A 25257-nucleotide genomic window follows, 5' to 3' on the forward strand; every position below is an offset into this window, starting at 1 on the left:
CGCCCCGCCGAAGCCTGCCGCAACGTGGCTTCAAGTTCTTCGCCCGCCTCGAAAATCCGCTCCGAATAGTCGAGCGTGATATGGCCCACCTCAGTCAAAACCAATTGGCGACCGCGGCGCTCGAACAGCTGGTGCCCGATCCGCGCCTCCAAGCTCGGGACTCATAACCAGAACTGCACGGTAGCGGACAACGCGATGGCAGAGAGGAAGACCTTTGGGCATCTGTCGTAGCGGGTCGACACGCGTCGTCAGTCCTTGAGCCTGCCGAACATGATCTCGATCCTGTTGCGCCGCTTGTAGCGGCGCTTGTCGTATTTCACGGAGAGCTTGCGCGCCTTGCGGCCTGGAATGCAGGGCCTGATCCCCTTGTCCTGCAAGGCTTCGCGGAACTAGTCGGCGTCATAACCCCGATCAGCGAGCAACCAATGCGCCGCGGGCAAGTCACCGAGAAGTGCCGCCGCACCAGTGTAGTCACTGACCTGCCCAGCCGACATGAAGAACCTGATCGGGCGGCCATTCGTATCGGTCACCGCGTGGAGCTTGGTATTCATGCCTCCCTTCGTCCTACCGATCAGGCGTCCGCGCCCCCCTTTTTCGCCCGCAGGCTCGAGGCCGTGCGGTGTGCTTTCAGGTAGGTCGCATCAATCATGATGGTCGTCGGTTCCGCCGCTTCGGCTGCCAGCTCCACGAAGATCCGAGCGAATACGCCCATCTCGCTCCATCGCTTCCAACGGTTGTAAAGGGTCTTGGATGGACCGTATTCCATCGGCGCATCGCACCAGCGCAAGCCATTGCGATAGATGAAGATTATGCCGCTCAGAACACGCCGATCATCGACGCGCGGGCGACCATGGCTCTTTGGAAAGAATGACTGAAGACGCGCCATCTGCTCTTCGGACAGCCAGTAAAGGTTGCTCATCATGCTCTCCTTCATTTGGAGAACGTGAATCATCCCGCCAGCGGCGGAGCATGCCGACCAATCGGCCCTGAGCCTAGAGCCGAGGTGGGAGTATCATTGTGCTCGATGGCACGATCACTATAGGCGCGATCTTCGCCGCGCGGGCCAGCCAACTCGAGACGCAGGCCATAAAGGCTGTCGGTTCCGCTGCCTTGACTGGCAAGGAATACAGCGCCACCTTGACGTCTGATCAATCCGCTATCGATTGGCTTCGTGAGAAATATGGCGACCTCGAGCAAGATTTCCGAACAGCAACTGGCCACGGCTTCGAGGCGCTCACCGCATCCGAAGTCTGAAACTCCAAGAAACTCAAACCGGCTGAGCGCGTCTGAAATCGAATCCTTGCGGAGCGAGACGCGGCGCGACGGGCTGTGGATGCGTGATCAGCTGGCCCGCGAGAGGATGGCTAAAAACACCTGCGACCTCTCGACCAAGTAAGCCAAGCGTTCCTGCTCAATTGCAGCAAACTCAAGAACGTGATGCTGGTTGTGGCAACAGGAATGAGCCCGGTTAGTTCATTTCGCGTATCGACATCAACAGCTTCATCGACACGGTGCTGTTCATGAAGTTTGTCGGCGACCTCGATGGGCGGCAGAAGAACCGGCTGTTCGACATCCATGACGGCACGCGTTGGAACGCAACGGTCTACGATCTGGATCGCACATTCCCGACCAGCATCAGCGGCAGCGCAACGTCTGGCTTCGGCATCTGGGGGCTGGTCCTTTCGAACCTGCTGGACGAGTGCAAAGCGCGCTATGCGGAGCTGCGCAATAACGGCATCTTCTCCCTCAAAACCATCTTCGATCTGGCCACCACCCTCGATGGGAAGATCGTGGACGACTGGCGCGAAAAGGAGCGAGAGATTTTCCCTGCGACCTACGCTGACATCCCTTGGTTCTACCCCGGCTTGGGCGGCACCGCGCTTGTCGACTGGACCAAGAATCGAATGGAGTTTTTGGATAGCTTTTCGGCTACACCGGGCGATAAAGGAGGTCCAGTAAGCCATTCTCAGGTTCACATTGAGGTTCACAGCCTGGTTCACGCGATCAAGCTAAGTACTTGAAAAATATAGACCTGAGAATGAGAGTGGCGGAGCGGAAGGGATTCGAACCCTCGAGACGGTTCCCCGCCTACACACTTTCCAGGCGTGCGCCTTCGACCACTCGGCCACCGCTCCGCCGGCGGGTTTATCCGCAAATCCGGGCGGGATGCAAGACCCGATCCGGAATAATGCGCAGGTCATGAAAAAGCCCTGAAATCACGCGGGTTCGGCGCTTGCGCGCCTGCGCGGCGGCTCCTAGCATAAGAAAAACCGGTTACGGCCCCGTCAGGGTCAGGCACAGGAAGATGATGAAGATGAAGGACACTCCCGATGAGGGCCGCCCTGCCCTGATCGATGGGCGCGCGTTCGAGCCGCGTGCGCTCACCAATGTGCTTCTGGGCATCATCGCCTTCGCGCTGGCGCTGTTCCTGATGGTGCAGGCGAAATTCATCCTGATCTCTCTGGCCATCGCGATCATCCTGTTCTCGCTGACCTCCGAGGCGATCAACGCGGTCGGACGGCTGCGGATCGGGCCGGTCTCGATCCCGCCGCGTCTGGCCTCGCTGGTCGCACTGGCGCTGATCGCGGGCGGGCTGCTGACGCTGAGTGCGGTGTTGATCTCTCAGGTGAACACGGTCGTGACGATGGTGCTGAACTATGCGGGCCCCGCGCAGCAGGCGATCGCGCAGCTCTTCGGCTGGATGGGCCCCGAGGTCGAGCAATCGGTGCTGGAATCGATGCAGAGCATTCAGGTGGCGGGCTATCTGACCACCTTGGCCGGTCAGGCCTCGAACCTGCTCTCGGCCACGATCCTGATCATTCTCTTCGTGGGCTTTCTGTTCGCTGAGCGAATCTGGTTCGACGCCAAGCTCAACTCGCTGATGGGCGATTCCGAGAGCGCCGAGCGGATCGCGCGGATGGTCGGCACGATCATGCGCCGGGTGAACCACTATCTTCTGGTCAAAGCCATCGTCAGCGCCGTCACCGCCGTCGCGGTTTATGGTGTCTTCACCGTGGGCGGGTTCGATCTGGCGCTGCCGGTCGCGATCATCACCTTCGCGCTGAACTTCATCCCCTCGATCGGCTCGATCATCGCAACCGTCATCGCGACGCTCGCGGTCTATGTGCTGACCCAGAACCCCTACACCGCGGGCACGGTGCTGGTCGCGGTCGGCATCCTGCAATTCGTGATCGGCAACGTGATCGACCCGATGCTGATGGGCCATGCGCTGCGACTGTCGAGCTTCGGGATCATCATCTCGCTCGCCTTCTGGGGCGCGGTCTGGGGTCTGCCGGGGATGTTCCTCGCCGTGCCGATCATGGTGGCGCTGATGATCATCTGCGCGCAAAGCCCACGCCTGCGACCATTGGCGGTGCTGCTGTCGCGCGAAGGCCTGCCCGATATGGACCATTGAGAGCTGCGGGTCGCGCGCGGGGATTGGATTGACCGGCACACGGCTTAGATAGGGAGGCAAGGAGACCCCATGACCATTCCCTTCGACAACAGCTATGCCCGCCTGCCCGACAGCTTCTTCGAGCGTCAGCCGCCCCAACCGGTGAAAGCGCCGGAACTGGTGATCCTGAACCGCGACCTTGCCGAGCGTTTGGGGCTCGATGCCGATTGGCTGGAAAGCCCCGAGGGGCTCGCGATGCTGGCGGGCAACACGATGCCCGATGGTGCCGAGCCGATCGCGCAGGCCTATGCCGGCCACCAGTTCGGCGGTTTCGTGCCGCGTCTGGGCGACGGGCGCGCGGTGCTGCTCGGCGAGATCGTGGCGCCGGATGGGGTTCGCTTCGATCTACAACTGAAAGGCGCGGGGCGCACGCCGTTTTCGCGCGGACGCTCTGACGGGCGGGCGTGGATCGGCCCGGTGCTGCGCGAGTATGTGCTGAGCGAAGCGATGGCGAAGCTGGGCGTGCCGACGACGCGCGCACTGGCCGCCGTGCGCACGGGCGAGACGGTGGTGCGCGATGCCTCGGGGCGTCCCGGTGCGATCCTGACCCGCGTCGCGCGCAGCCATATCCGCGTCGGCACCTTCCAGTATTTCGCGGCGCGCAATGACCGCGAAGGATTAAGAACGCTCCTCAACACATTGATAGAGCGCCATTATCCCGATTGCGAAACCCCACTTGAGGTGCTGCGCGCAGTCGCGGCGAAGCAAGGTGAACTGGTCGCGAAATGGATGGCAATCGGCTTCATCCATGGCGTGATGAACACCGACAATATGGCGCTTTCGGGCGAGACGATCGACTATGGCCCCTGCGCTTTCATGGACCACTACCATCCGGGGCGCGTGTTCTCTTCCATCGACCAGCAAGGGCGTTATGCCTATGCGCGCCAGCCGCAAGTGGCGGTCTGGAACCTCGCGCAATTCGCAACTTGCTTGATGCCGTTGATCGGCGACGACGATGCCGCCATCGAACAGGCGAGCGCCGCGGTCGACAGCTTCATCGGCGTCTATCAGCGCGAATGGCTGCGGCTGATGGGTCGTAAGATCGGCATCGCGGAGGCGACCGAAGACGATCTCCCGCTGATTGAGGACCTGCTGAACCGGATGACAACAGAGAAAGCCGATTTCACGCGCGTCTTCAGTGTGTTGCGGCGCGATCCTAAGACAGCGGGGCAGGAATTCACAGAGCCGATGGCCTTCGATCTCTGGCGCGAGGGCTGGGAGAAGCGGATCGCCAGCGAGGACGATCCGCACTCCGTCATGGCAGCCGCGAACCCGCTCCGCATCCCGCGCAATCACCGGATCGAGGAAATGATCGCGGCGGCGGTCGATGGCGATGACGGCCCGCTCCATAGCCTCATGGCCGCGCTCGCGGATCCCTATGCGGAAGATCCGCGTTACGCCGCATATGAAGCTGCGCCGAAATCCGATGAACGGGTTTTCCGGACCTTCTGCGGCACATGAAGAACACCCTGTAAGGCACTCAGTAAAATGACACTTCGGATCGCTTCCTACAATCTGCACAAATGCGTGGGGACCGACCGCAAGCATGATCCGGCGCGGGTCGTGAATGTCATCAATGCGCTGCATGCCGATGTGATCGCCTTGCAGGAGGTCGACAAGCGCATGGGCGAGCGGCCGGCGGCGCTGCCGCAAAAGCTGATCGAGGAAGAAACCGACTTTATTCGACACGACATGCCCCGCACCACCGCCGCCTCGCTGGGCTGGCATGGGCAGGTCGTGCTGGTGCGACGCGGCTCGCGGGTGCTGGGGGTCGAGCCCGTCACCTTGCCCGGCCTCGAGCCGCGCGGCGCGATTGCGGTGAATATCGCCCCCGACAGCGGCGCGCCCTTCCTGCTGATCGCGGCGCATCTGGGGCTGCGGCGCTCGGATCGGCGTGCGCAATGGGCGCGGATCGCGGAGATCATGGCCGGGGTGAAACCGCACCCCGCCCTCGCCATCGGCGATTTCAACGAATGGCGCGCGCGGCACGGTTTCGAGGCGCTGACCGGATTTCACATCCACGCGCCGGGCGCGACCTACCCCTCGCGCGCGCCGATCGGCCAGCTCGACCGGATCGTGACCTCGCCGGGGCTGCGGGTGGTACGCAAGGGCGTACTGGATACGCCGCTGGCGCGGGTGGCCTCGGATCACCTGCCGATCTGGGCCGATATCGGCGGCATCGTCACCCGGGCGCATCCCAGTTCGTGACGCGCCTTGAAGGCCGATCACACCCGCGCTAGGTGGGCCTTGACCATCCGGTCAGGAGAGCCCCATGACACCCGAACCCACCGACCACGACAACCTGCGCGGCTCGATGCTGATGATCCTCGCGATGGCGGGGTTCGCGCTGGAGGATATGTTCATCAAGATGCTCGCGGGCGACTGGCCGGTGGGGCAAATTCTCGCCGCGGTGGGTCTTGGCGGCGCGACGATCTTCGCGGTGCTCGCCAAGCTCAAAGGCGAACGGATCTTCACCCGCTCGCTGCTGTCGTCGGCGCTCTGGCTGCGCAACGTTGGCGAGATCGTCGGCACCGGCTTCTTCGTCTCCGCCGTGGCCTTCACGCCGCTGGCCCAGGCGACCGCGATCCATCAGGCGACGCCGCTAGCGACCACGCTTGGCGCGGCGATCTTCCTCAAGGAGCGGGTCGGCTGGCGCAGGCTCTCCGCCATTCTGATCGGTTTTCTGGGCGTGCTGGTCGTGATCCGCCCCGGCACCGAGGAATTCTCGATGCTCTCGCTTCTCGCGGTCGGCGCGGTGATCGGCCTGTCGATGCGCGACGTCACCACGCGGCGCGTGCCGCGTGATGTGACCTCGCTGCAGGTGGCGACGCTGGGCTTCTTCTGCGTGCTGCCGCTGGGTCTGGTGCTGCTGGCGGTCCTGCCCGAGCCGATCGTTACGCCCGAGCCGATGGACTGGCTCTACCTTGCGGGCGCGCTCGCGATCGGGCCGGTGGGTTATTACGCGCTGATCGCCTCGGTGCGGCTGGGCGAGATCGCGGTGATCATGCCGTTTCGCTATTCGCGCCTCGCCTTCGCCGTCGTGATTTCGACTCTCGTTTTCTCCGAGCCGCCGGATCGCTGGACGCTCATCGGCGGGGCGGTGATCGTGGGCTCTGGCCTCTACGCGCTGTGGCGTCAGGCCAAATTGCGTCGTGAAGGCCGCCGTTAGCGGTAACATTTCTTCCAGAAATCGCCCTTACGGCCTTTTCGCAGGCGCAGCACGGGTGTATGCACCTAGCCAAGCATCAACCGGAGCCCGAGGAGAGCGCCCCATGAGCACCATCATCGACATCCACGCCCGCGAGATTCTCGACAGCCGTGGCAACCCCACCGTCGAAGTCGACGTGATCCTCGAAGACGGCACGATGGGCCGGGCGGCCGTGCCCTCGGGCGCGTCCACCGGCGCGCATGAGGCGGTCGAACGCCGCGACGGCGACAAGGCCCGCTACATGGGCAAAGGCGTTCTCGAAGCGGTCATGGCCGTGAACGGCGAGATCGCGGAGAACCTCGTCGGCGAGGACGTCACCGAGCAGGTCGAGATCGACCGCGCGATGATCGAACTCGACGGCACCGAGAACAAGGGCCGCCTCGGCGCCAACGCGATCCTCGGCGTCTCGCTGGCCTGCGCGAAAGCGGCGGCCGATTTCTCGACCCTGCCGCTCTATCGCTATGTCGGCGGCACCTCGGCCCGCGTCCTGCCGGTGCCGATGATGAACATCATCAATGGCGGCGAGCATGCCGACAACCCGATCGACATCCAGGAATTCATGATCATGCCGGTCTCGGCGGGCAACATCCGCGACGCGGTGCGCATGGGTTCGGAAGTGTTCCACACGCTGAAAAAAGAGCTTTCGGCGGCAGGCATGACGACGGGTCTGGGCGATGAGGGCGGCTTCGCGCCGGAACTCAGCTCGACCACCGCCGCGCTCGACATCATCCTGAAGTCGATCGAAAAAGCGGGCTACAAGCCGGGCGAAGACATCTACCTCGCGATGGATTGCGCCTCGACCGAATATTACAAGAACGGCAAATACGAGATGAAGGGCGAAGGCCTGTCGCTGACCTCGGAAGAGAATGTCGACTATCTCGAGAAGCTGCTGGGCGCCTATCCGATCATCTCGATCGAAGACGGCATGGCCGAGGACGACTGGGAAGGCTGGAAGCTCCTGACCGAGCGTCTGGGCGACAAGGTGCAGCTGGTGGGCGACGATCTCTTCGTGACCAACCCGACGCGTCTGGCCGATGGCATCAAGCAGGGCGTCGCGAATTCGATGCTGGTGAAGGTCAACCAGATCGGCACCCTGACCGAGACGCTGCAGGCGGTCGATATGGCGCATCGCGCGGGCTACACCAACGTGATGAGCCACCGTTCGGGCGAGACCGAGGACGCGACCATCGCCGATCTCGCGGTCGCCACCAACTGCGGTCAGATCAAGACCGGCTCGCTGGCACGTTCGGACCGGCTCGCGAAATACAACCAGCTGATCCGTATCGAGGAATCGCTGGGCGAGACGGCGGAATATGCGGGTCGCTCGATCCTGCGCTAAGCGCGTCTTGAATTGAGACACCCAAGCCCCCGGCGGAGCACGCGCTTCGCCGGGGGTTTTCGTTTCGCCTTCGGCGAGGATATTTGAGCCAAGCCGAAGGGGCGATTGCGCCGCGCCCTGATCCGCGTCACTGTCGGGCCATGATCAAGGCTCTGATTTTCGATGTGTTCGGCACCTGTGTCGATTGGCGCAACTCGGTCGCGCATGAGGTGGAAACCGCCTTTCCCGGGATCGATTCCCTTGCCTTCGCCGATGCGTGGCGCGCCGAATACGATCCTGCGATGCGGCGCATTCGCGACGGCGGGCGCGGCTATGTGGCGCTCGACGATCTGCATCGCGAAAACCTGCACCGGGTAGCCAAACGCTTCGCGGTCTCGGCGCCCGATAGCCTCTCGCATGTCTGGGAGCGGCTGACCCCGTGGCCCGATGTGGTCGGCGGTCTTCACGCGCTGAGGCGCCATGCGATCATCGCGCCCTGTTCCAACGGGTCCATCGCGCTGATGACGCGGCTCGCACGCCATGCGGGGCTGCCGTGGGATTGCATCCTCGGCGCGGATATCGCGCGCGACTACAAGCCCAAGCCCGAGGTCTATCTGGCCTCCTGCGCCGCGCTGCGACTGCCGCCCGAAGAGGTGATGATGGTGGCCGCGCATAATGACGATCTCGCAGCCGCCCGGACCTTGGGGCTACAGACCGCCTTCGTGCCGCGCCCCACCGAATACGGGCCCGCTCAGGACAAGGACCTTGTGGCGAGCGAGGAATGGGACGCGATCGCGCCCGATTTCGAGACGCTGGCGAAGGAGCTTTTCGCATGAGTGAGGCCGACGCGATCATCGAAGCCCTCGGCCTCGCGCCCCATCCCGAGGGCGGGCATTACCGCCAGACCTGGGAGGCGGAGGCCGCAGACGGCGCGCGCCCTTCGGGTACGTGCATCTATTTCCTGCTCAAGGCGGGCGAGCGCAGCCATTGGCACCGGGTGGACGCGACCGAGATCTGGCATTTCCACGCAGGCGCGCCGGTGCAGCTCGATATCGCGCCGCAGGAGGCGGGGCCGGTGCTGGAACTGCTGTTGGGGCCAGACGTGCTTGGCGGCGATCAACCGCAGGGGATCGTGCCCGCGGGCCAGTGGCAATCGGCGCGCTCGACCGGGGCGTGGAGCCTTGTCAGCTGCACCGTCTCGCCGGGCTTTCGCTTCGAGGGCTTCGAGCTGGCCCCGAGAGGCTTCGACATCCCCCGCTGATCACCAGAGCCCGATCCTCGCCCAACGCGAGAGCTGATCGAGCCAGCTAATCGGCGGCCACCAGAGCAGCGTCAGCACGATCACCGCACCCACCAGCCCGACCGCCAGCGCCAGTTCGCGCCGGTGACACAGCGTCTGCGCCGCTGCCGACCACAGCAGGTTGCGGATCACAGGCCAGTGCAGCTTGATGTGCCAGATACCGGCGAAGATGAAGAGCACCCCCATCGCGAGGTGCAAAAGCTCCCAATCGGCGCGGTTCAGCGCGAGGAGCGACCAGTCGATATCCCGCGCCAACCGGCCCGAGGGCGCGATGCTGACGACGAGGCCGGAGATGACCATGACGACGAAGCTGAGCCCCGCGAGGAAGACCGCGGCGGCCCGGTTCGAGAACGGGGCCTGCTTGCGCGCCTGCGGCGTGGGACAGGGATCGGTTGGAGTTTCAGACATCGGACTACCCTCTTCAATGAGGCCGATCCTAGCGCCTTGCGCCGCGGCGCGGCATGATCGGCGTCAAGTGATGTGAATTTAGCCGGGCCGCGAGACCTTGCCGCCGCCGATCAGCGCCGAGACCCCGGTCGTGGACGGTCCCGAGGTCGCCATGCCGCGCGCGACCCGCACCGCGAGATAGGCGAAGGCCTGCGCCTCGAGCATGTCGCCGTCGAGCCCGATATCCTCCACCGGCTGCACCGGCACGTTCATCCGCCGCTGCAAGGCGACCATCAGCGCGGTGTTGAGCCGCCCGCCGCCGCAGACATAGATCGCTTTCGGCGGCGTCGGGTAATGCTCGCCCGCGCGCGCGACAGAGGCGGCCGCACAGGCGGTCAGCGTGGCTGCCGCATCCGCGTCGTCCAGCTCCGCGACGCGGGTCAGGATGTCGTGGAAATCGTTCCGGTCGAGCGATTTGGGCGGCATTTTCAGGAAATAGGGATGCGTCAGGAAGGCCTCGACCATGGCCTCGTCGACCGTGCCCGCGAGCGCCAGTTCGCCGCCGGCATCGAACTCGGCCTTGCGCCGGAGCCGCATCAAGTCGTTGATCGGCGCGTTGGCGGGGCCGGTGTCGAAGGCCAGAACCGCGCCGGGCACCTCGGCCGAGGGCTGGCGCGGATCGACCCAGGTGACATTGCCGACGCCGCCGAGGTTCAGAAATACCGCAGGCGCGTCAAGCTTGGCGTATTTCGCGCAGGCGAAATGGAAGAACGGCGCGAGCGGCGCGCCCTGCCCGCCCATCTCCACATCGGTGGAGCGGAAATCCCAGACCACGGGGCGCGACAGCACCTCGGCCAGAACCGAACCGTCGCCTGCCTGATGGGTGCGGCGCGGGCCCTGCATCCCGTAAGGATCATGGGCGAGCGTCTGGCCGTGAAACCCCACGACCTGCGCCTCTCCCAATCCGCTGAGCAGTTCCGCATGGGCGGTCTCGACCACCTCGCAGGCCTCTTCCACACCCGGCTCTCCGGGCCAATGCCCGAGAGCTGCGTGAAGCGTCGCACGCTCGGCCTCGGTATAGGGGCGGTAGTCGCTGCGGCCGAAATCGAGAATGCGGGTTCCGTCGGTTAAAACGAGCGCCGCGTCCACCCCGTCCAAGGACGTGCCCGACATGGCGCCAACTGCCCAGACCGGCCCGGATTTCAACATGGCTTCCCTCTCGTCGCCTGCCCCGATATACGCACGCTCAGACGAAAGGAACAAGCACGATGACCTACCATCCGAAATCAGACTTCATGCGCGTGATGATCGAGCGGGGCTTTCTGGCCGACTGCACGGATTATCAGGGGCTGGACGAGGCTTTGGCGAAGGGGGTCGTGCCGACTTATATCGGCTATGATGCGACGGCGAAGTCGTTGCATGTCGGCCACCTGCTGAACATCATGATGCTGCGCTGGCTGCAAAAGACCGGCCACAAGCCGATTACCCTGATGGGCGGTGGCACCACGAAGGTCGGCGACCCGTCGTTCCGCTCCGATGAGCGCCCGCTGCTGACACCCGAAGCGATCGACGAAAACATCGCCGGGATGAAGCAGGTCTTCGCGAAATACCTGGATTACGGCGACGGACCGACCGATGCGCTCATGCTGAACAACGCGGAATGGCTCGACGGGCTGAACTACCTCGAATTTCTACGCGATATCGGGCGGCATTTCTCGGTCAACCGGATGCTGTCCTTCGAGAGCGTGAAATCGCGGCTGGATCGCGAGCAATCGCTGTCCTTCCTCGAATTCAACTACATGATCCTGCAGGCCTATGACTTCCTCGAACTGAACCGCCGCTACGGCTGCCTGCTGCAGATGGGCGGCTCGGACCAGTGGGGCAATATCGTCAACGGGATCGACCTGACGCGTCGTGTGCTCGATCACGAGATCTACGGGTTGACCTCGCCGCTTCTGACCACCTCGGACGGCCGCAAGATGGGCAAGAGCCAGGGCGGCGCGATCTGGCTGAACTCGGACATGCTGAGCCCTTACGAGTTCTGGCAGTTCTGGCGCAACACGACCGATGCCGATGTGGGCCGTTTCCTGAAGCTTTACACCGAGCTTCCGGTCGAAGAATGCGAGCGCCTGGGCGCGCTGGAAGGCTCCGAGATCAACGCGGCGAAGGTGCGTCTGGCCAACGAGGTCACAGCGCTCTGCCACGGCTGGGACGCGGCGCATGCCGCCGAAGCGACCGCGCGCGAGGTCTTCGAGAAAGGCGGCGTGGGTGACGACCTCCCGACGCTCACGCTGACGGTCGAGGAACTCGGCGACGGGATCAGCCTTGCACAGCTCGTCGTGCGCTCGGGCCTTGCGAAATCGGGCAAGGACGGCAAGCGGCTGATCGCGGAAGGCGCGCTCAAGGTCGATGACGAGACCTGCGCCGATCCGGGCCGCATGTTCACCGCCGCCGATCTGGAGACCCCGGTGAAGCTGAGCGCGGGCAAGAAGCGCCACGCGCTGGTCGAAGTCGAATAAACCTTTCGGGCGCGCCTCATGCGGGCGCGCCCAAGCCCCTTTCCCGATCCGGTCGGCTGTGGCACTCTTTGCCTATGAGCAAGGTCAGCAATCTCAATCAGTTTCGCAAACAGCAGGCCCGCGTGAAGAAACGCGAGCAAGGCTCTGTGAACGCTGAGAAATTCGGGCGCAGCAAGGCAGAGAAGACGCTGCAGGAAAGCCGCGCCACGAAAGAGCGGCGCGATCTCGACGGGCATCAGCGCGAGCACGACGAATGAGCCGACCGAAGAAACGCTCTCTGACGCTGGGCGGGCACCGCACCTCGGTCACGCTGGAGGACGAATTCTGGCGCGCCTTCCGCGACATCGCGACCGAAAAAAACCTTGGTCTCAATGAGTTGGCAGCCGAAATTGATGTAGATCGCGGCACCGAGACGGGCCTTGCCACGGCGATCCGCCTCTACGTTCTGGCCTATTACCGGGCGCGCGCGATCTCGTAAGGCAGGCCGCGACGCACAGCGCTTTCCGCCGCCCATGCAAGCTCCTTGCGCGAGCGATAATCGGAGACGGAGAGCGGCGTGTGGAACACCACCTCGACCGCGCCTTGCCGCTTCTGGGCCAACACTTTTATCAGATGCGGCCCGAAGCCCATATCGCCCCACCAGCCATAGAACCGCACGTCTTCGCCCGCAGGGGGCGTGTAGACGACGGTGACCGGCTGGATCTGCATCACACGCTCCAGCCCGTGGCTGTAGAAGGCCTGAAACAGCGTCGGCTTGAAGGGCAGCACCCGGCGCGCATCGGTCGAGGTGCCCTCGGGGAAGAACAGCAGGTGATGGCCCGCGCGGATGCGATCCTCGAACAGCCCCTGCTGCGTCTTGGCCTCGCGCGGGTCGCGCTTGATGAAGATAGTCCCGGTGGCCCGCGCGAGCCAGCCGACGAAGGGCCATTTGGCGACCTCGGCCTTGGAGACGAAATAGACCCGCTGGCAGGCGTTGAGCGCGAAGATATCGAGCCACGACCCGTGATTGGCGACCACCGCGCCGATCTTGGTCATCGGACGCCCGGTGACGCTGTACGAGAGCCCGAGGATCGGGAAGCTCATCCGGCACACCGCCTGCGTGATCCACGGCGTCCAGGGCCGCGCCAGCCCGTGAACCGGGCGCTCCACCAGCCGCACCAGCAGCAGCACGATCAGCCCGATCAGCAGCATCAGCCCCCAGATCAGACCGCGCAACACAGCCCGCGTCCAATCGAGCGCGCCAAGCGGTTTGGGATCGGGCTCGTCCTCGATCCAGCTCACGCGCGGCCCTCGAAACGGCGGGTGTAGAAGCTGCGATGCTTGTCGCTCATCGCCTTGGTATCCATCAGCAAAAGGACATCGGTGGTGTTGAAGGGACGGTCGATGAAAGCTCCCTCGCCCACGAAGCCGCCAAGCCGCAGATAGGCCTTGATCAGATTGGGCATCTGAGCCAGCGCCGCGCGCCGATCCAGCGCCTCCTCGGGCACGAGATCCATCGGCTGATAAGCTTCGGGCCGTGCGCGCGGGCGCATATGTTCGGGCGCAAGATGGTGGTGATGCAGCCAGGAGAGCGGCGCTTTCAGCGTCTCGGCATCGGTGCCGTGGAAGGAGGCCACACCGAAGAGAATCTCGATGTCATGGGCCAGCACATAGTCGGCCAGCGCGTTCCACAGAAGCAACATCGCCGCCCCGCCGCGATAGTCCGGGTCGACGCAGGAGCGGCCCAGCTCCAAGAGCTTGCGCGCCGTGCCGATCAGCGGCGCGAGGTCATATTCACTGTCGCAATAGAACTGCCCCGCCCGTTCCAGCCGATCGGAGGGCAGAAGCCGATAGGCCCCCACCACATGCTCGCCTTCCGCGCGTGCCGGATCGACCAGCAGCAGGTGATCGTAGACCGGGTCGAGCCGGTCGCTTTCCAGACGGTTTTCGTGATCGACCGTTTCACCGCCGCCGCCGAGCTCTTCGACGAAAACGCGATAACGGAGCCGCTGCGACGCCACGAGATCGGCGGCATCACGGGCCAGCCTGATTTCGAATGCGGCGCTGTCGATCACGGGCGTCCTCCTGCCGATCTTCGCTGGCCCGGTTTAGAAAGCCGCGCCCGGATTGGCAATATCGCGCGGTGCGCGCCGTGTCATCGGCGCATCACGGAGGGTTCAATCGCCACATCCCAAGGTTGAAGGTTTCCCACACGACCTCACGAAGCTGTTAACCATTCGTCAACTTTGTTCAGAGAAAACCAATTCCAGCGCGACCCGCCGCCCGTCCAGGACAAGCTTGCCTTGATGCTCGAAATTTACCGTCACTTTTTCGCCGATACGCGATTGAACCTGTCCGGTGCCCCAGTCGGGCTGGGCCGGGTTTCTGACCAGCATGCCGGGTTCGAGAATTTCATAGATCACATTTCACCTATTGGAGAGTTTAATGCCATTCGAGACCGCCAATGCCGGTACGGACGACGATGATTTGACCGCCCTTGTGGGCTCGCGCCTGTGTCATGACCTTATCAGCCCGATCGGGGCGATCGGCAATGGGGTCGAATTGCTCACCATGACGAGCGATGCGCCCGGGCCTGAGGTCGAGTTGATCGCCCAAAGCGTGGCGGCGGCGAATGCGCGCGTCAAGTTCTTCCGGGTGGCTTTCGGGCGAGCCGGCGCTGAACAACAGCTTGGCGAGGCGGAGGTCTCCGGTCTGTTGGGCGAATTATCGGCGCAAAGCCGTCTGGACTACGAATGGAAAGTGCCGGGCGATGCACCGCGCGCCGAGGTGAAGCTGGCGTTTCTCGCGATGCTCTGCCTGGAGACCGCGCTGCCCTTCGGCGGCACGCTGCGCGCGTTGCCCTGCGGCGATGGCTGGATGATTACCGCGCGGTCCGAGAAAGCGCGGCCTAACCGGGAGGTTTTCGCCGTGCTCGATGGGGCCCGGATGGAACTGACGCCCGCGCGGGTGCAATTCGCGATTCTACCGCGCGAGGCATCGCGGCAGGGCCGCAGGCTCGACTGGTCGGTCGACGCCGACGGCGGCACGATCGCGTTCTGAGGTCTCCGGGGTGTTCGGTGCGCCTTAAGGGCGCACCGTGCCATGCCCCGTCACCAGATATTTGAACGATGTCAGTTGCTCGGCACCCACCGGCCCGCGCGCATGCATCTTGCCGGTCGCGATCCCGATCTCTGCGCCCATCCCGAACTCGCCGCCATCGGCGAACTGGGTCGAGGCGTTGCGCATCAGGATCGCGCTGTCGAGCCGCTCGAAGAAGCGGTCGGCAGCGGCGTCATTTTCGGTCAGGATCGATTCCGTATGCTGGCTGCCATAGCGGCGGATATGTTCGATCGCGCCATCCACGCCATCGACGATCTTCGCCGCGCAGATCATATCGAGGAATTCGCGCCCGAAATCTTCCGCGCTCGCCTCGGTGACGCCCTCGATTTGCAGCAGATCGCCGGTCACGCGCACCTCGACGCCCGCCTTGAGCAGGTCCTCGATCAGCACGCCGCCATGTTTCTCCCAGAAGGCCCGGTCGATCAGAAGACATTCCATCGCACCGCAAATCCCGGTGCGCCGGGTCTTGGCGTTCACCACCACGGCCCGCGCCTGTTCCAGATCGGCAGCGCCGTCGGCATAGATATGGCAGATGCCCTCGAGATGGGCGAAGACCGGCACGCGCGCCTCGGCCTGCACCAGCCCGACGAGCCCCTTGCCCCCGCGCGGCACGATCACGTCGATGAATTCGGTCGCGCGCAGCATCTCGGCCACGGCGGCGCGGTCGCGGGTGGGCACAAGCTGGACTGCCGCTTCGGGCAGGCCCGCGGCGCGCAGACCTTCGAGCAGGCAGGCATGAATCGCGCGGCTGGAATGGAAGCTCTCCGAGCCGCCGCGCAGGATCACCGCATTGCCCGACTTCAGGCACAGCGCGCCTGCATCCGCGGTCACGTTGGGCCGCGATTCATAGATCACCCCGATCACGCCAAGCGGCGTGCGCACGCGCTTGATATGCAGCCCCGAGGGCATGTCCCATTCCGCGATCGTGTCGCCCACCGGATCGCGCTGAGCCGCCACCGCCCGCAGGCCCTTGGCGATCGCCTCGATCCGCGCGTCGTCCAGCATCAGCCGGTCCATCATCGCGGGGCTGAGCCCCTTCTCGGCGCCGTAGGCCATATCCTCGCCATTGGCGGTGATAATATCGCCTTTGCGCGCGAGCACCGCATCGGCGGCCGCTTCCAGCGCCTTTTGCTTCACCTCGGCGCTGGCGAAGGCCAGCTCCGCGCTCGCCGCACGCGCGGCCGCGCCCATCGTCTCGATCAGCCCCTTGGCGTCCATGTCGTCTTTCATTGCGCACCTCTACCGGATTTCCCGGTCTGTCCCGTCTTCACCCATTGCGCCAGCTTCACCGCCAGCACGATCCACGGCAGCCCGTGCATCACCAGATCGAACCAGTCGATCGGACGCACCAGCGTGCCCGCCACCAACATCTTCAGCTTTTCCCAGATATGTGGCTCTGGGGTGAATGGTGCGAGACCGAGCAGTGCTGCGAAAAGCACCGCCTGCAGCAGGGTGATGTGGTCGAAAACCTGTTTGATCCAGCGCATGCGCTCCTCCCGAAACTTCGCCCGGATATAAGCGACAGATGCGCGTTTCACAAACGCAACTTTACCGTAAAATGGGGGAAAGTGGCGCGGTTGACGGGGCTCGAACCCGCGACCCCCGGCGTGACAGGCCGGTACTCTAACCAACTGAGCTACAACCGCGCATCTGCGCTCGGGGCGATCCGGATGATGGCGCGGTTGACGGGGCTCGAACCCGCGACCCCCGGCGTGACAGGCCGGTACTCTAACCAACTGAGCTACAACCGCTCGCATCATCTGCCCGGATCGCCGTCCGAGCGTGGGGAGGGTATTACGCGGGCGACCTGCCCCCGTCAAGCGGCCTGAGAGCAAAAATCCGACGAATTTTCACCTGCCGTTCGGGCAAGCAATTCGCGGCTCCTCAGCGCGCGCCCGCGACCCTTATTTATCGCGCCCGCACGCGCCCCGATGAGATGCGCTTTCTGCTTCCTCTTGGCAGAAATATCCCGGGGGAAACCGAAGGTCGGGGGCAGAGCCCCCTCCCTACTCCGAACTCACCGCTTCGGCGCAGGAATGAACTCCGCATCGTCGGCGGGGGGCAGCTGGAAACGGCCATGCGCCCAGTCGCCCGCGCGCCATGCCTCTTTCGCGGCGTCGATCTTGTCGCGCGAGGAGGCCACGAAATTCCACCAGATGTAGCGCGGACCGCCCATGGTGGCGCCGCCCAGCACGATGAGCCGCGCGCCCTGCCCGCCCGCCTTGAGCGACACCCGGTCGCCGGGGCGGAAAACGAGCATCCGGCCTTCCTCATAGGTCTCGCCCGCCACGGTGACGGAGCCTTGCAGCACGTAAACGCCGCGATCTTCGTGATTGTCGGGCAGCGGGATCTGCGCGCCCGGATCGAGATTCGCATCGGCGTAGAACATCTCGGAGGGCAGCTCGATCGGTGCATGCGCGCCCCAGGCATCGCCCAGCACCAGCCGCACGGTCTTGCCCTCGGCCTGCAGTTCGGGAAGCGCCTCGGCGCCCACATGTTTGAACGCCGCCTGCCCCTCTTCCTGATCTTCTGGCAGCGCGACCCAGGTCTGGATGCCCGCGAGATGCTGGCCGGTGTCGCGGACCTTGCCGTCGGTGCGCTCGGAATGGGTGATGCCGTAGCCCGCATTCATCCAGTTTACAGCGCCCGGCGTGATCCATTGATCGGTGCCCAGCGAATCGCGGTGATGCAGGCGGCCCTGCAAAAGGTAGGTCACGGTCGCGAGGCCGATATGCGGATGCGGGCGGATGTCGATGCCGCGTTGGCCCGAGAGGAACTCCACCGGGCCAATCTGGTCGAAGAAGATGAACGGGCCGATCATCTGTCGCGCGGCCGAAGGGAGCGCGCGGCGCACTTCGAAGCCGCCGAGGTCACGCGCGCGCGGCGCAATGACGGTCTCAATAGCGTCAACGGCATCGCCGATCGGAATTTCGGGGTCGAGGGCGGGGTTCCAGCTCATCGGGGCGCTCCTTTCCTGTGGTTGAGGGAAAGGTAGCATCGCAGCGTGCGGATCATAGCCCCAGGGGCGAACAGAATCTGAGCGCGGGCGCGCAAACCCATGCAAGGCCTTGAATTCGCTTAACCTTCGGAGGGAATGGTGGGCGGTGAGGGGCTCGAACCCCCGACATTCTCGGTGTAAACGAGACGCTCTACCAACTGAGCTAACCGCCCCCGGCCTTTCCTCTAGCCTCGCCTTGCCCGGGGATCAAGACCTCAGATGCCTTCGCGCATCCGCACCTTTCGGGTCGAGGAGAGTTTCATCCCCGGCGCAGTCAACCGCGCCTCCGGCCCGACCCATGCATAGGCCAGCAGGCAGGGATCGAGATCGGCGGTGGTGATGCGGTGTTCGTGATCGGGACGGTTCAGGATCAGCGAGCCCGGCGCATGCACGGCAGTGTCATTCTCCGACCAGGGGCCCGCGACCGAGATATAGCTCTCCTCGATCTCCTTATGGCTGTGCTGCGGATACGTCGTGCGCGGCGCAAACAGAACGAATCCCAGCACCAGCCGATCCGAGGCCACCGGCCCGCGCGGGCCCAGCACCTCGCAATAGGCATATTTGCGCGCCAGCGCCTTCGGCACTTTCTCGTAGCCGTATTCCCATGTCAGCTGTCCCGTCACGCGCGAGAGCGCGCGGGCCATCCCCGCGACCGCGCCGCGCTCACCGAGATCGAGCGCCCGCGACAGATGCGCCGTCACCGGCTTGGGTTGCGGCTGGCGCGGCGTCACCGGGGGATTGGTGTCGATGATCTGCGAAAGCGTGTCGCGCACCCGTTTGCGATGGCTGCGGATCAGGCGGCTGCCGCCTGCCGAGCCGTGCCGATAGAGCGTGTCGAATTCGCGCAGCAGATAGAGCCAGTCCGGGCAATCGGAGACGCGCAGCCCCTCATCGGGCCCGGCGTCGGACATCGGCGTGGTCTCGGTCATCGCATCCTCCGCATCTCTGGCGTGCTGTCTGGCTCATAATCTGACGCCGCTGGGCGCAGAAAACCAACCGGAAAACGACAAAGGCGCGTCTGTTCAAGACGCGCCTTCGTAGGAAGATGGTGGGCGATGAGGGATTTGAACCCCCGACATCATCGATGTGAACGATGCGCTCTACCACTGAGCTAATCGCCCTCCGTGGCGGGCTTTTAGCGCCCCTCCTCTGGCTCCGCAAGAGGGTTTTCGTCGAAATCTCCAGCGTCCTGCGCGGGGTCGTTTTCCGCCGGGCTGGCCTCTGCCGCGACCGCTTCGAGCATGCCCGAGGGGCGGCGCAGTTTGACCACGAGGATCTCATCGCCGTTCTTTTCGAACTGGCGGTTGATCTTCAGCTTGCCGAGCGGCGGGATGCTGAGTTCTTCGCCTTCCGAGAGCGCCTCGCCCAGAACCTTGAGGACCGCTTCCGACATGGCCTTCGCCTCGCCGCGCTTCACGCCAGCCTCGACCATCACCCGATCCACGAAGCTTCTCTTGCGCACGAGCGCCTTCGCTTCGCTCGGCTCAGGCGCCGGGTCGGGCGTGGCGGGCGTGAGCGTCGCGGCGGAGGCCGGCGGAGCCTCGGGAGTCGCGACGGGCGGCTTGCGGGTCGATTTCGGTTTCTGGCTCTTGGCCATGGCGGCTCCTTTTTAACCGTAATAAAAGGAGGTTACGTGCAAATGCCTTCAGATGCAAAAACGCCCGCCGCGATGTGCGACGGGCGTTCTCGTTTTCGATCTCAAGACGATCAGTGCGCGGTTGCGCCCTGCCCGTCCGATTTGGCCGCGGCAGCGGCAGCGGCGGCTGCCTCTTCGGCCTCTTCGTCCCAATCGACCGGCTCGGGCTGGCGAACCAGCGCGCGGGCGAGGACTTCGCGAACGTGGGTGACCGGCACGATCTCCAGCCCCTCCTTCACGTTGTCCGGGATATCCGCGAGGTCTTTTTCATTCTCCTCGGGGATGAAGACGGTCGTGATCCCGCCGCGAAGCGCCGCGAGCAGTTTCTCTTTCAGGCCGCCGATCGGCATCGCGTTCCCGCGCAGGGAGACCTCGCCGGTCATGGCGATATCCTTGCGCACCGGGATCCCGGTCAGCACCGATACGATGGAGGTCACCATCGCCAGACCCGCAGAGGGCCCGTCTTTCGGCGTCGCCCCGTCCGGGACGTGGACGTGGATGTCCCACTTCTCGAAGCGCGGCGGCTTGATGCCGAATTGCGGCGCGACCGAGCGGACGTAGCTGGACGCTGCGTCGATCGATTCCTTCATCACGTCGCCCAGCTTGCCGGTGGTCTTCATCCGACCTTTGCCCGGCAGGCGAAGCGCTTCGATCTGCAGCAGGTCGCCGCCCACGGAGGTCCAGGCAAGGCCGGTCACGACGCCCACCTGATCTTCTTTCTCGGCCAGACCGTAGCGGAACTTCTTGACGCCCAAGTAATCGCCCACCTTCGCCTCATCGACGGTGATGTGCTTGGTCGCACCCTTCGACTTGATGATCTCGGTCACCGCTTTCCGGGCGAGCTTCGCGATATCGCGTTCGAGATTCCGCACGCCCGCTTCGCGGGTGTAGTAGCGGATCACGTCGGTCAGCGCGCCATCGGTCAGTTCGAACTCGTTCTTCTTGAGCCCGTGACCCTTGATCTGCTTCGGGATCAGGTGCTGCTTGGCGATCTCGGCCTTCTCGTCCTCGGTGTAGCCTGCGAGCGGAATGATCTCCATCCGGTCCAGAAGCGGGCCCGGCATGTTGTAGGAGTTCGCCGTCGTCAGGAACATCACGTTCGACAGGTCGTATTCCACTTCGAGATAGTGATCCACGAAGGTCGCGTTCTGTTCGGGATCGAGCACTTCAAGCATGGCCGAAGCAGGGTCGCCACGGAAGTCCTGCCCCATCTTGTCGATCTCGTCGAGCAGGATGAGCGGGTTCGTGGTTTTCGCCTTCTTCAGCGCCTGAATGATCTTGCCGGGCATCGAGCCGATATAGGTCCGACGGTGGCCGCGGATCTCGGATTCGTCACGCACGCCGCCAAGCGAGATGCGGATGAATTCGCGCCCCGTTGCCTTTGCGACAGATCGGCCGAGCGAGGTCTTACCCACACCAGGCGGACCCACGAGGCACATGATCGGGCCTTTGAGCTTGGCCGAGCGCGCCTGCACCGCGAGATATTCGACGATGCGTTCCTTGACCTTCTCGAGACCGTAGTGATCGGCATCGAGCACGGCCTCGGCCTTGCTGAGGTCTTTCTTCACGCGGGATTTGGTGCCCCACGGGATCGACAGCATCCAGTCGAGATAGTTGCGCACGACGGTGGCTTCGGCCGACATCGGCGACATCGACTTGAGCTTCTTCAGCTCGGCCTCGGCCTTTTCCTTGGCCTCTTTCGAGAGCTTGGTGTTCTCGATGCGCTCTTCGAGCTCGAGGATCTCGTTCTGGCCGTCTTCGCCATCGCCGAGTTCCTTCTGAATGGCCTTCATCTGCTCATTCAGGTAGTACTCGCGCTGGGTTTTCTCCATCTGCGTTTTCACGCGGGATTTGATCTTCTTCTCCACCTGGAGAACCGAGACCTCACCCTGCATGAGCCCGTAGACCCGCTCCAGCCGTTCGGAGACGTCGAGCGTTTCCAGAAGCTCCTGCTTCTGGGCCACTTCCAGCCCCAGATGGCCCGAAACGAGATCGGCCAGCTTGTCCGCTTCGGTCGCATCGGCCACGGCCGAGAGCGCCTCTTCGGGGATGTTCTTCTTGATCTTCGCGTAGCGCTCGAATTCCTCTGCGACCGAGCGCAGCAGCGCGCGGATCGTCTCCACGTCGCCTTCGGTCTCGATCAGCGGTTCGGCATTCGCTTCGAAATAGTCCTCATTCTCGACGAAATCGGTGATGCGCACGCGGCTCTTGCCCTCGACCAGCACCTTCACGGTGCCATCGGGCAGTTTCAGCAGTTGCAGCACGTTGGCGAGCACGCCAACGCGGAAAATCCCGTCCGTATCGGGGTCGTCTTGCGACGGATCGACCTGGCTTGCGAGCAAGATCTGACGATCCTCCGCCATCACCTCTTCCAGTGCGCGCACGGATTTCTCGCGCCCGACGAAGAGCGGCACGATCATGTGGGGGAAAACCACGATGTCGCGCAGCGGCAGGACCGGATGGGTGACAGAGCTAAATTCGGTCATCGGCGTTCCTCTCTTGGCAGGAGGGTCCGGCCCCGTTTTCGGCGACCACGCCCCTCCCCTGTTCAACCCAATATCTAGGAGCCGTGAAGCATCCATTCAACTAGGGCATGTCACTCACCCGTCACAATGCGTGGCCCCGGGACAGGCCGCAAGAGGCGATCTCGTTGCCGTGAGCGGTTCGTGCGCGCGCGTGATCGAACGTGTAGCCGCTCAGCGCGGCAGGATCATCTCGGCCATCAAGCCGCCAAGCCGTTCGGATCGCCCGAGTTTCAGCGATCCACCGTGGCGACGCAGGATGTCGGCGGTGATCGAAAGACCCAGTCCGACGCCCTGCCCGCGATCCTGATTGCGCGCCGGGTCGAGCCGGGTAAATGGCCGGATCGCCTCCTCGCGGCGTTCGGGCGGGATGCCCGGCCCGTCATCATGCACCGCGATTCGCCACCCCGTGCGCGCGATAGAGACGGTGATCTCCGCGCGCGTACCGTAACGGACCGCGTTGCCGATCAGATTCGCCAAGGCGCGTTTGAGCGCATCGGGGCGGAAGGTCGCGTCCTCCTCGCTGTCGCAATCGACCAGCGTCACATCGCGCCCCATTCGGCGCATGTCCTCCACCACGCCTGCAACGAAGCCGCAGATCGGCAGCGTCTCCGGCTCGCCATGCGACGCACCGTCGCGCGAGAACTCGAGAAACGCATCGACAAGGCGCCCCATCTCGTCGACGTCACGTTCCATCGCGCGGACCTCGTCGTTCTCCTCCATCATCGACAGCCCGAGCCGCAGACGCGTCAGCGGCGTGCGCAGATCGTGGCTGACACCGGACAGCATCAGCGTGCGCTGTTCGATCTGACGCTCGATCCGGTTGCGCATGTCGAGGAAGGCGCGGCCCGCGGCGCGCACCTCCGTCGCCCCCGAGACGCGGTAATTCAGGTTGCGCCCCTTGCCGAATTCCTCCGCCGCATGGCTCAGCCTGCGGATCGGACGCAGCTGATTGCGCAGGAAGATATAGGCGATCAGCGTCATTAGAATGGAAACAAAGACCATCAAAACAAGCAATTGGTGCGGATTCGACGCCGAAACCCGGCTGCGCGCGAAGCTGACCGCCAGCGGCCCGTTCGGCGTCTCCTGCACTACGCGCACGGAGTTGGTGGTGTTGTCGAGATCGATGGAGCGGATCTGCGACAGGTTGGCCCGGAGCGTCGAGATCACCACGATCCCTGTCAGATCGAAGAAACTGCGCGTATCGCCCCGCTGCGACGCGAGATTCGTGGGCGCCGGGAATTGCGAGGCGAAGTTCAGCGTCTTGTCGAGCACGTCGAGCCGTTCGCGCGCAACCTCTGCTGTCGGCGCATTGGTCGCGACCTGATCGAGCAGAGCGATCTCGCGCACCATGCCTTCAGTCATCTGCTGCGTGACACGCTCGAAATGGCGCTGAATGAAGACGACCGAGACCACGAGCTGGATCGTCACCACCGGCAGAATCAGGATCAGCGCGGCCCGCCCATAGAGCCCGCGCGGCATCATCTGTTTCAGCCAGCGAAATTTCATGCCAGAACCCTAACGATGGCCGCGATGGAGGGAAAGATGGAAGAATTGCAGCCCGGCTTGCGTCGGATCGTGGCTCCGAACCCGTCCCCCATGACTTATACCGGCACCTGCACCTATGTCATCGGCACCGGAGAGGTCGCGGTGGTCGATCCCGGCCCCGCCGATCCTGCCCATCTGCAGGCGCTGCTCGACGCGCTCGCGCCGGGTGAACGTGTCAGCCATATCCTCGTCACCCATGCCCATCTCGACCACTCCCCCGGCGCACGACTGCTGGCCGAGGCCACGGGCGCGCCCATCCTCGCCTTCGGCCCGCCCGAAGCCGGGCGCGCACCGGTGATGGCGGAACTTGCGGCGCGCGGCCATGCGGGCGGCGGCGAGGGCGTCGATCACGCGTTCGACCCCGACATTTTGCTCGAGGATGGCGAGACGCTGAGCCATGGCGACTGGTCGCTCACCGCGCTGCACACGCCCGGCCATTTCTGCAACCATCTGAGCTTCGCGATGGGCGATGCCCTTCTGACCGGCGACGTCGTGATGGGCTGGTCCTCGACGCTGATCTCGCCGCCCGACGGCGATCTGGGCGACTATTACCGCTCGCTCGCGCGGATCGAGGCGCAGAGCCCGCGCATCCTCTATCCCGGCCACGGCGACCCGGTGACCGATCCCGAGACCCTGATCGCGAGTCAGCGCGCGCATCGCGACGCCCGCACCGAGCAGATCCGAAGCGCCCTCACCGAGCGCCCCGCCACCCCGCAGGGCCTCACCCGCGCGATCTACACCGACGTCCCCGCCGCCCTCTTGCCCGCGGCCGAACGCAATGTCTTCGCGCATCTCGTTGAAATGTCAGTGCAAAACCAAGTCATCGCCGCGCCCGACCTGCGCCCAGAGGCGCTATTTTCGCTGACGTGACGAAAGCCTGAAATTTTTCACCAGAACCCTCTGGACATCCCAATTCGAGATTCATATACACCCTCACATGTTCCGGCGTAGCTCAGCGGTAGAGCAGTTGACTGTTAATCAATTGGTCGTAGGTTCGATCCCTACCGCCGGAGCCATCTTCCCCTCCAGGGTGTTGATTTAGCTACAAAAAGCCTTTTATGGCTTCGTAGGTGTGGCATACGGGTGTTCCATCACTCGAGTTTGCGTGGACCCGTCCGAAACAAGGGCGACGCAAGACCATGCACGGCCACCCCCACCTCTCCCGTCGCGGCGCTGCCTATCAATGGCGCCGTCGAATCCGGGTGTTTTCCACAAAATTCGTTGACCTGAAGCTCTCCTTGGGGACGACGGATCGCCGTGTGGCGACT

26 protein-coding genes, 6 tRNA genes and 1 pseudogene are annotated in these 25257 nt (G+C 64.1%); 15 read left to right on the forward strand and 18 right to left on the reverse strand.

What is annotated here, in order from left to right:
• Positions 1–161 precede the first annotated feature (161 nt).
• Positions 162–919: pseudogene (locus F8R15_RS05375) on the reverse strand (IS5 family transposase).
• A 98-nt stretch (positions 920–1017) separates the two neighbouring features.
• On the opposite strand from F8R15_RS05375, the gene F8R15_RS05380 reads away from it, so the two are divergent.
• Positions 1018–1254: a hypothetical protein gene (locus tag F8R15_RS05380; protein ID WP_152843872.1), complete on the forward strand. Its 237-nt coding sequence runs from the start codon at positions 1018–1020 to the stop codon at positions 1252–1254.
• Positions 1255–1520: 266 nt separating this feature from the next.
• On the forward strand, positions 1521–2021 hold the full coding sequence (locus F8R15_RS05385; RefSeq protein ID WP_152843873.1) for a hypothetical protein: 501 nt from the start codon (positions 1521–1523) through the stop codon (positions 2019–2021).
• A gap of 24 nt (positions 2022–2045) precedes the next feature.
• Here F8R15_RS05385 and F8R15_RS05390 read toward each other — a convergent pair.
• A tRNA-Ser gene (locus tag F8R15_RS05390) sits at positions 2046–2135 on the reverse strand.
• A 179-nt stretch (positions 2136–2314) separates the two neighbouring features.
• Between F8R15_RS05390 and F8R15_RS05395 the strand changes: the two genes are divergently transcribed.
• The 7 genes from F8R15_RS05395 (at position 2315) to F8R15_RS05425 (ending at position 9241) form a co-directional block, all read left to right on the forward strand.
• On the forward strand, positions 2315–3415 hold the full coding sequence (locus F8R15_RS05395; protein ID WP_078550739.1) for an AI-2E family transporter: 1101 nt from the start codon (positions 2315–2317) through the stop codon (positions 3413–3415).
• A 69-nt stretch (positions 3416–3484) separates the two neighbouring features.
• Positions 3485–4915, forward strand: coding sequence for a YdiU family protein (locus F8R15_RS05400; RefSeq protein WP_152843874.1), 1431 nt, complete (start codon positions 3485–3487; stop codon positions 4913–4915).
• 27 nt (positions 4916–4942) lie between these two features.
• Positions 4943–5662 carry an endonuclease/exonuclease/phosphatase family protein gene (locus F8R15_RS05405; protein ID WP_152843875.1) on the forward strand — a complete coding sequence of 240 codons (720 nt, stop codon included), beginning with the start codon at positions 4943–4945 and terminating at the stop codon, positions 5660–5662.
• A gap of 64 nt (positions 5663–5726) precedes the next feature.
• Positions 5727–6623: a DMT family transporter gene (locus tag F8R15_RS05410; protein ID WP_152843876.1), complete on the forward strand. Its 897-nt coding sequence runs from the start codon at positions 5727–5729 to the stop codon at positions 6621–6623.
• A 103-nt stretch (positions 6624–6726) separates the two neighbouring features.
• Positions 6727–8001, forward strand: a complete 1275-nt coding sequence (eno, locus tag F8R15_RS05415; RefSeq protein WP_078541333.1) for a phosphopyruvate hydratase — start codon at positions 6727–6729, stop codon at positions 7999–8001.
• 83 nt (positions 8002–8084) lie between these two features.
• Positions 8085–8816, forward strand: coding sequence for a haloacid dehalogenase type II (locus F8R15_RS05420; protein ID WP_253732425.1), 732 nt, complete (start codon positions 8085–8087; stop codon positions 8814–8816).
• On the forward strand, positions 8813–9241 hold the full coding sequence (locus F8R15_RS05425) for a cupin domain-containing protein (RefSeq protein ID WP_078541337.1): 429 nt from the start codon (positions 8813–8815) through the stop codon (positions 9239–9241). The genes F8R15_RS05420 and F8R15_RS05425 overlap by 4 nt, the downstream gene beginning before the upstream one ends.
• Here the strand turns inward: F8R15_RS05425 and F8R15_RS05430 are convergent, their stop codons facing one another.
• Positions 9242–9688, reverse strand: coding sequence for a DUF4405 domain-containing protein (locus F8R15_RS05430; RefSeq protein WP_152843877.1), 447 nt, complete (start codon positions 9686–9688; stop codon positions 9242–9244). It lies immediately after the preceding gene.
• 78 nt (positions 9689–9766) lie between these two features.
• On the reverse strand, positions 9767–10876 hold the full coding sequence (locus F8R15_RS05435; RefSeq protein ID WP_152843878.1) for an anhydro-N-acetylmuramic acid kinase: 1110 nt from the start codon (positions 10874–10876) through the stop codon (positions 9767–9769).
• Between the two features lie 59 nt (positions 10877–10935).
• Here F8R15_RS05435 and tyrS point away from each other — a divergent pair, with 59 nt between their 5' ends.
• From tyrS to F8R15_RS05450, 3 genes are all read left to right on the forward strand, one after another.
• Complete coding sequence (gene tyrS / locus F8R15_RS05440; RefSeq protein ID WP_078523134.1) at positions 10936–12186, forward strand: tyrosine--tRNA ligase; 1251 nt, start codon at positions 10936–10938, stop codon at positions 12184–12186.
• A 74-nt stretch (positions 12187–12260) separates the two neighbouring features.
• Positions 12261–12443 (forward strand): DUF4169 family protein, encoded by a 183-nt coding sequence (locus F8R15_RS05445; RefSeq protein ID WP_083077861.1) that lies wholly within the window; start codon positions 12261–12263, stop codon positions 12441–12443.
• Positions 12440–12664 (forward strand): ribbon-helix-helix domain-containing protein, encoded by a 225-nt coding sequence (locus F8R15_RS05450; protein WP_078523132.1) that lies wholly within the window; start codon positions 12440–12442, stop codon positions 12662–12664. The genes F8R15_RS05445 and F8R15_RS05450 overlap by 4 nt, the downstream gene beginning before the upstream one ends.
• Here F8R15_RS05450 and F8R15_RS05455 read toward each other — a convergent pair.
• From F8R15_RS05455 to F8R15_RS05465, 3 genes are all read right to left on the reverse strand, one after another.
• Positions 12640–13467, reverse strand: a complete 828-nt coding sequence (locus F8R15_RS05455) for a lysophospholipid acyltransferase family protein (RefSeq protein WP_368731007.1) — start codon at positions 13465–13467, stop codon at positions 12640–12642. The two genes, F8R15_RS05450 and F8R15_RS05455, sit on opposite strands and share 25 nt — an antisense overlap.
• The gene (locus F8R15_RS05460) at positions 13464–14240 is read right to left on the reverse strand and encodes a GNAT family N-acetyltransferase (protein ID WP_368731008.1); all 777 of its coding nucleotides are present in this window, start codon (positions 14238–14240) and stop codon (positions 13464–13466) included. Before F8R15_RS05460 ends, F8R15_RS05455 begins: the two co-directional genes overlap by 4 nt.
• A 165-nt stretch (positions 14241–14405) precedes the next feature.
• Positions 14406–14585, reverse strand: coding sequence for a DUF3553 domain-containing protein (locus tag F8R15_RS05465; protein WP_093477165.1), 180 nt, complete (start codon positions 14583–14585; stop codon positions 14406–14408).
• A 25-nt stretch (positions 14586–14610) separates the two neighbouring features.
• Between F8R15_RS05465 and F8R15_RS05470 the strand changes: the two genes are divergently transcribed.
• Positions 14611–15225, forward strand: coding sequence for a histidine phosphotransferase family protein (locus F8R15_RS05470; RefSeq protein WP_078601554.1), 615 nt, complete (start codon positions 14611–14613; stop codon positions 15223–15225).
• 24 nt (positions 15226–15249) lie between these two features.
• Here the strand turns inward: F8R15_RS05470 and F8R15_RS05475 are convergent, their stop codons facing one another.
• From F8R15_RS05475 to F8R15_RS05525, 11 genes are all read right to left on the reverse strand, one after another.
• Positions 15250–16515: a glutamate-5-semialdehyde dehydrogenase gene (locus F8R15_RS05475; protein WP_172976168.1), complete on the reverse strand. Its 1266-nt coding sequence runs from the start codon at positions 16513–16515 to the stop codon at positions 15250–15252.
• On the reverse strand, positions 16512–16772 hold the full coding sequence (locus tag F8R15_RS05480) for an RND transporter (RefSeq protein WP_078541348.1): 261 nt from the start codon (positions 16770–16772) through the stop codon (positions 16512–16514). The genes F8R15_RS05475 and F8R15_RS05480 overlap by 4 nt, the downstream gene beginning before the upstream one ends.
• 82 nt (positions 16773–16854) lie before the next feature.
• Positions 16855–16931, reverse strand: a tRNA-Asp gene (locus tag F8R15_RS05485).
• A 28-nt stretch (positions 16932–16959) separates the two neighbouring features.
• Positions 16960–17036: transfer RNA gene (locus tag F8R15_RS05490), tRNA-Asp, on the reverse strand.
• A 266-nt stretch (positions 17037–17302) separates the two neighbouring features.
• Positions 17303–18244: a pirin family protein gene (locus F8R15_RS05495; protein WP_172976169.1), complete on the reverse strand. Its 942-nt coding sequence runs from the start codon at positions 18242–18244 to the stop codon at positions 17303–17305.
• A 136-nt stretch (positions 18245–18380) separates the two neighbouring features.
• Positions 18381–18456, reverse strand: a tRNA-Val gene (locus tag F8R15_RS05500).
• A 42-nt stretch (positions 18457–18498) separates the two neighbouring features.
• Positions 18499–19212: a dimethylsulfonioproprionate lyase family protein gene (locus F8R15_RS05505; RefSeq protein WP_078539211.1), complete on the reverse strand. Its 714-nt coding sequence runs from the start codon at positions 19210–19212 to the stop codon at positions 18499–18501.
• A gap of 117 nt (positions 19213–19329) precedes the next feature.
• A tRNA-Val gene (locus tag F8R15_RS05510) sits at positions 19330–19404 on the reverse strand.
• Positions 19405–19418: 14 nt separating this feature from the next.
• Entirely contained in the window at positions 19419–19880 is a 462-nt protein-coding gene (locus F8R15_RS05515) for an HU family DNA-binding protein (RefSeq protein WP_152843880.1), read from the reverse strand.
• Positions 19881–19990: 110 nt separating this feature from the next.
• Positions 19991–22405: an endopeptidase La gene (gene lon, locus F8R15_RS05520; RefSeq protein ID WP_078547181.1), complete on the reverse strand. Its 2415-nt coding sequence runs from the start codon at positions 22403–22405 to the stop codon at positions 19991–19993.
• Between the two features lie 210 nt (positions 22406–22615).
• A complete protein-coding gene (locus F8R15_RS05525; RefSeq protein WP_152843881.1) occupies positions 22616–23950 on the reverse strand; it encodes an ATP-binding protein in 1335 nt (444 codons plus the stop codon).
• A 36-nt stretch (positions 23951–23986) separates the two neighbouring features.
• Between F8R15_RS05525 and F8R15_RS05530 the strand changes: the two genes are divergently transcribed.
• Complete coding sequence (locus tag F8R15_RS05530; protein WP_253732427.1) at positions 23987–24859, forward strand: MBL fold metallo-hydrolase; 873 nt, start codon at positions 23987–23989, stop codon at positions 24857–24859.
• Between the two features lie 71 nt (positions 24860–24930).
• Positions 24931–25005, forward strand: a tRNA-Asn gene (locus F8R15_RS05535).
• Positions 25006–25257 lie beyond the last annotated feature (252 nt).

Source organism: Thioclava sp. JE_KL1 (assembly GCF_009296265.1).
Taxonomy (GTDB): domain Bacteria; phylum Pseudomonadota; class Alphaproteobacteria; order Rhodobacterales; family Rhodobacteraceae; genus Thioclava.

Excerpts from the sequence above, each read along its gene's own strand:
- F8R15_RS05385 (WP_152843873.1), top strand. The coding sequence starts at position 1,521 with ATGAAGTTTGTCGGCGACCTCGATGGGCGGCAGAAGAACCGGCTGTTC.
- F8R15_RS05395 (WP_078550739.1), top strand. The coding sequence starts at position 2,315 with ATGAAGGACACTCCCGATGAGGGCCGCCCTGCCCTGATCGATGGGCGC.
- F8R15_RS05400 (WP_152843874.1), top strand. The coding sequence starts at position 3,485 with ATGACCATTCCCTTCGACAACAGCTATGCCCGCCTGCCCGACAGCTTC.
- F8R15_RS05405 (WP_152843875.1), top strand. The coding sequence starts at position 4,943 with ATGACACTTCGGATCGCTTCCTACAATCTGCACAAATGCGTGGGGACC.
- F8R15_RS05410 (WP_152843876.1), top strand. The coding sequence starts at position 5,727 with ATGACACCCGAACCCACCGACCACGACAACCTGCGCGGCTCGATGCTG.
- eno (WP_078541333.1), top strand. The coding sequence starts at position 6,727 with ATGAGCACCATCATCGACATCCACGCCCGCGAGATTCTCGACAGCCGT.
- F8R15_RS05425 (WP_078541337.1), top strand. The coding sequence starts at position 8,813 with ATGAGTGAGGCCGACGCGATCATCGAAGCCCTCGGCCTCGCGCCCCAT.
- F8R15_RS05430 (WP_152843877.1), bottom strand. The coding sequence starts at position 9,688 with ATGTCTGAAACTCCAACCGATCCCTGTCCCACGCCGCAGGCGCGCAAG.
- F8R15_RS05435 (WP_152843878.1), bottom strand. The coding sequence starts at position 10,876 with ATGTTGAAATCCGGGCCGGTCTGGGCAGTTGGCGCCATGTCGGGCACG.
- tyrS (WP_078523134.1), top strand. The coding sequence starts at position 10,936 with ATGACCTACCATCCGAAATCAGACTTCATGCGCGTGATGATCGAGCGG.
- F8R15_RS05445 (WP_083077861.1), top strand. The coding sequence starts at position 12,261 with ATGAGCAAGGTCAGCAATCTCAATCAGTTTCGCAAACAGCAGGCCCGC.
- F8R15_RS05450 (WP_078523132.1), top strand. The coding sequence starts at position 12,440 with ATGAGCCGACCGAAGAAACGCTCTCTGACGCTGGGCGGGCACCGCACC.
- F8R15_RS05470 (WP_078601554.1), top strand. The coding sequence starts at position 14,611 with ATGCCATTCGAGACCGCCAATGCCGGTACGGACGACGATGATTTGACC.
- F8R15_RS05475 (WP_172976168.1), bottom strand. The coding sequence starts at position 16,515 with ATGAAAGACGACATGGACGCCAAGGGGCTGATCGAGACGATGGGCGCG.
- F8R15_RS05480 (WP_078541348.1), bottom strand. The coding sequence starts at position 16,772 with ATGCGCTGGATCAAACAGGTTTTCGACCACATCACCCTGCTGCAGGCG.
- F8R15_RS05495 (WP_172976169.1), bottom strand. The coding sequence starts at position 18,244 with ATGAGCTGGAACCCCGCCCTCGACCCCGAAATTCCGATCGGCGATGCC.
- F8R15_RS05505 (WP_078539211.1), bottom strand. The coding sequence starts at position 19,212 with ATGACCGAGACCACGCCGATGTCCGACGCCGGGCCCGATGAGGGGCTG.
- F8R15_RS05515 (WP_152843880.1), bottom strand. The coding sequence starts at position 19,880 with ATGGCCAAGAGCCAGAAACCGAAATCGACCCGCAAGCCGCCCGTCGCG.
- lon (WP_078547181.1), bottom strand. The coding sequence starts at position 22,405 with ATGACCGAATTTAGCTCTGTCACCCATCCGGTCCTGCCGCTGCGCGAC.
- F8R15_RS05525 (WP_152843881.1), bottom strand. The coding sequence starts at position 23,950 with ATGAAATTTCGCTGGCTGAAACAGATGATGCCGCGCGGGCTCTATGGG.
- F8R15_RS05530 (WP_253732427.1), top strand. The coding sequence starts at position 23,987 with ATGGAAGAATTGCAGCCCGGCTTGCGTCGGATCGTGGCTCCGAACCCG.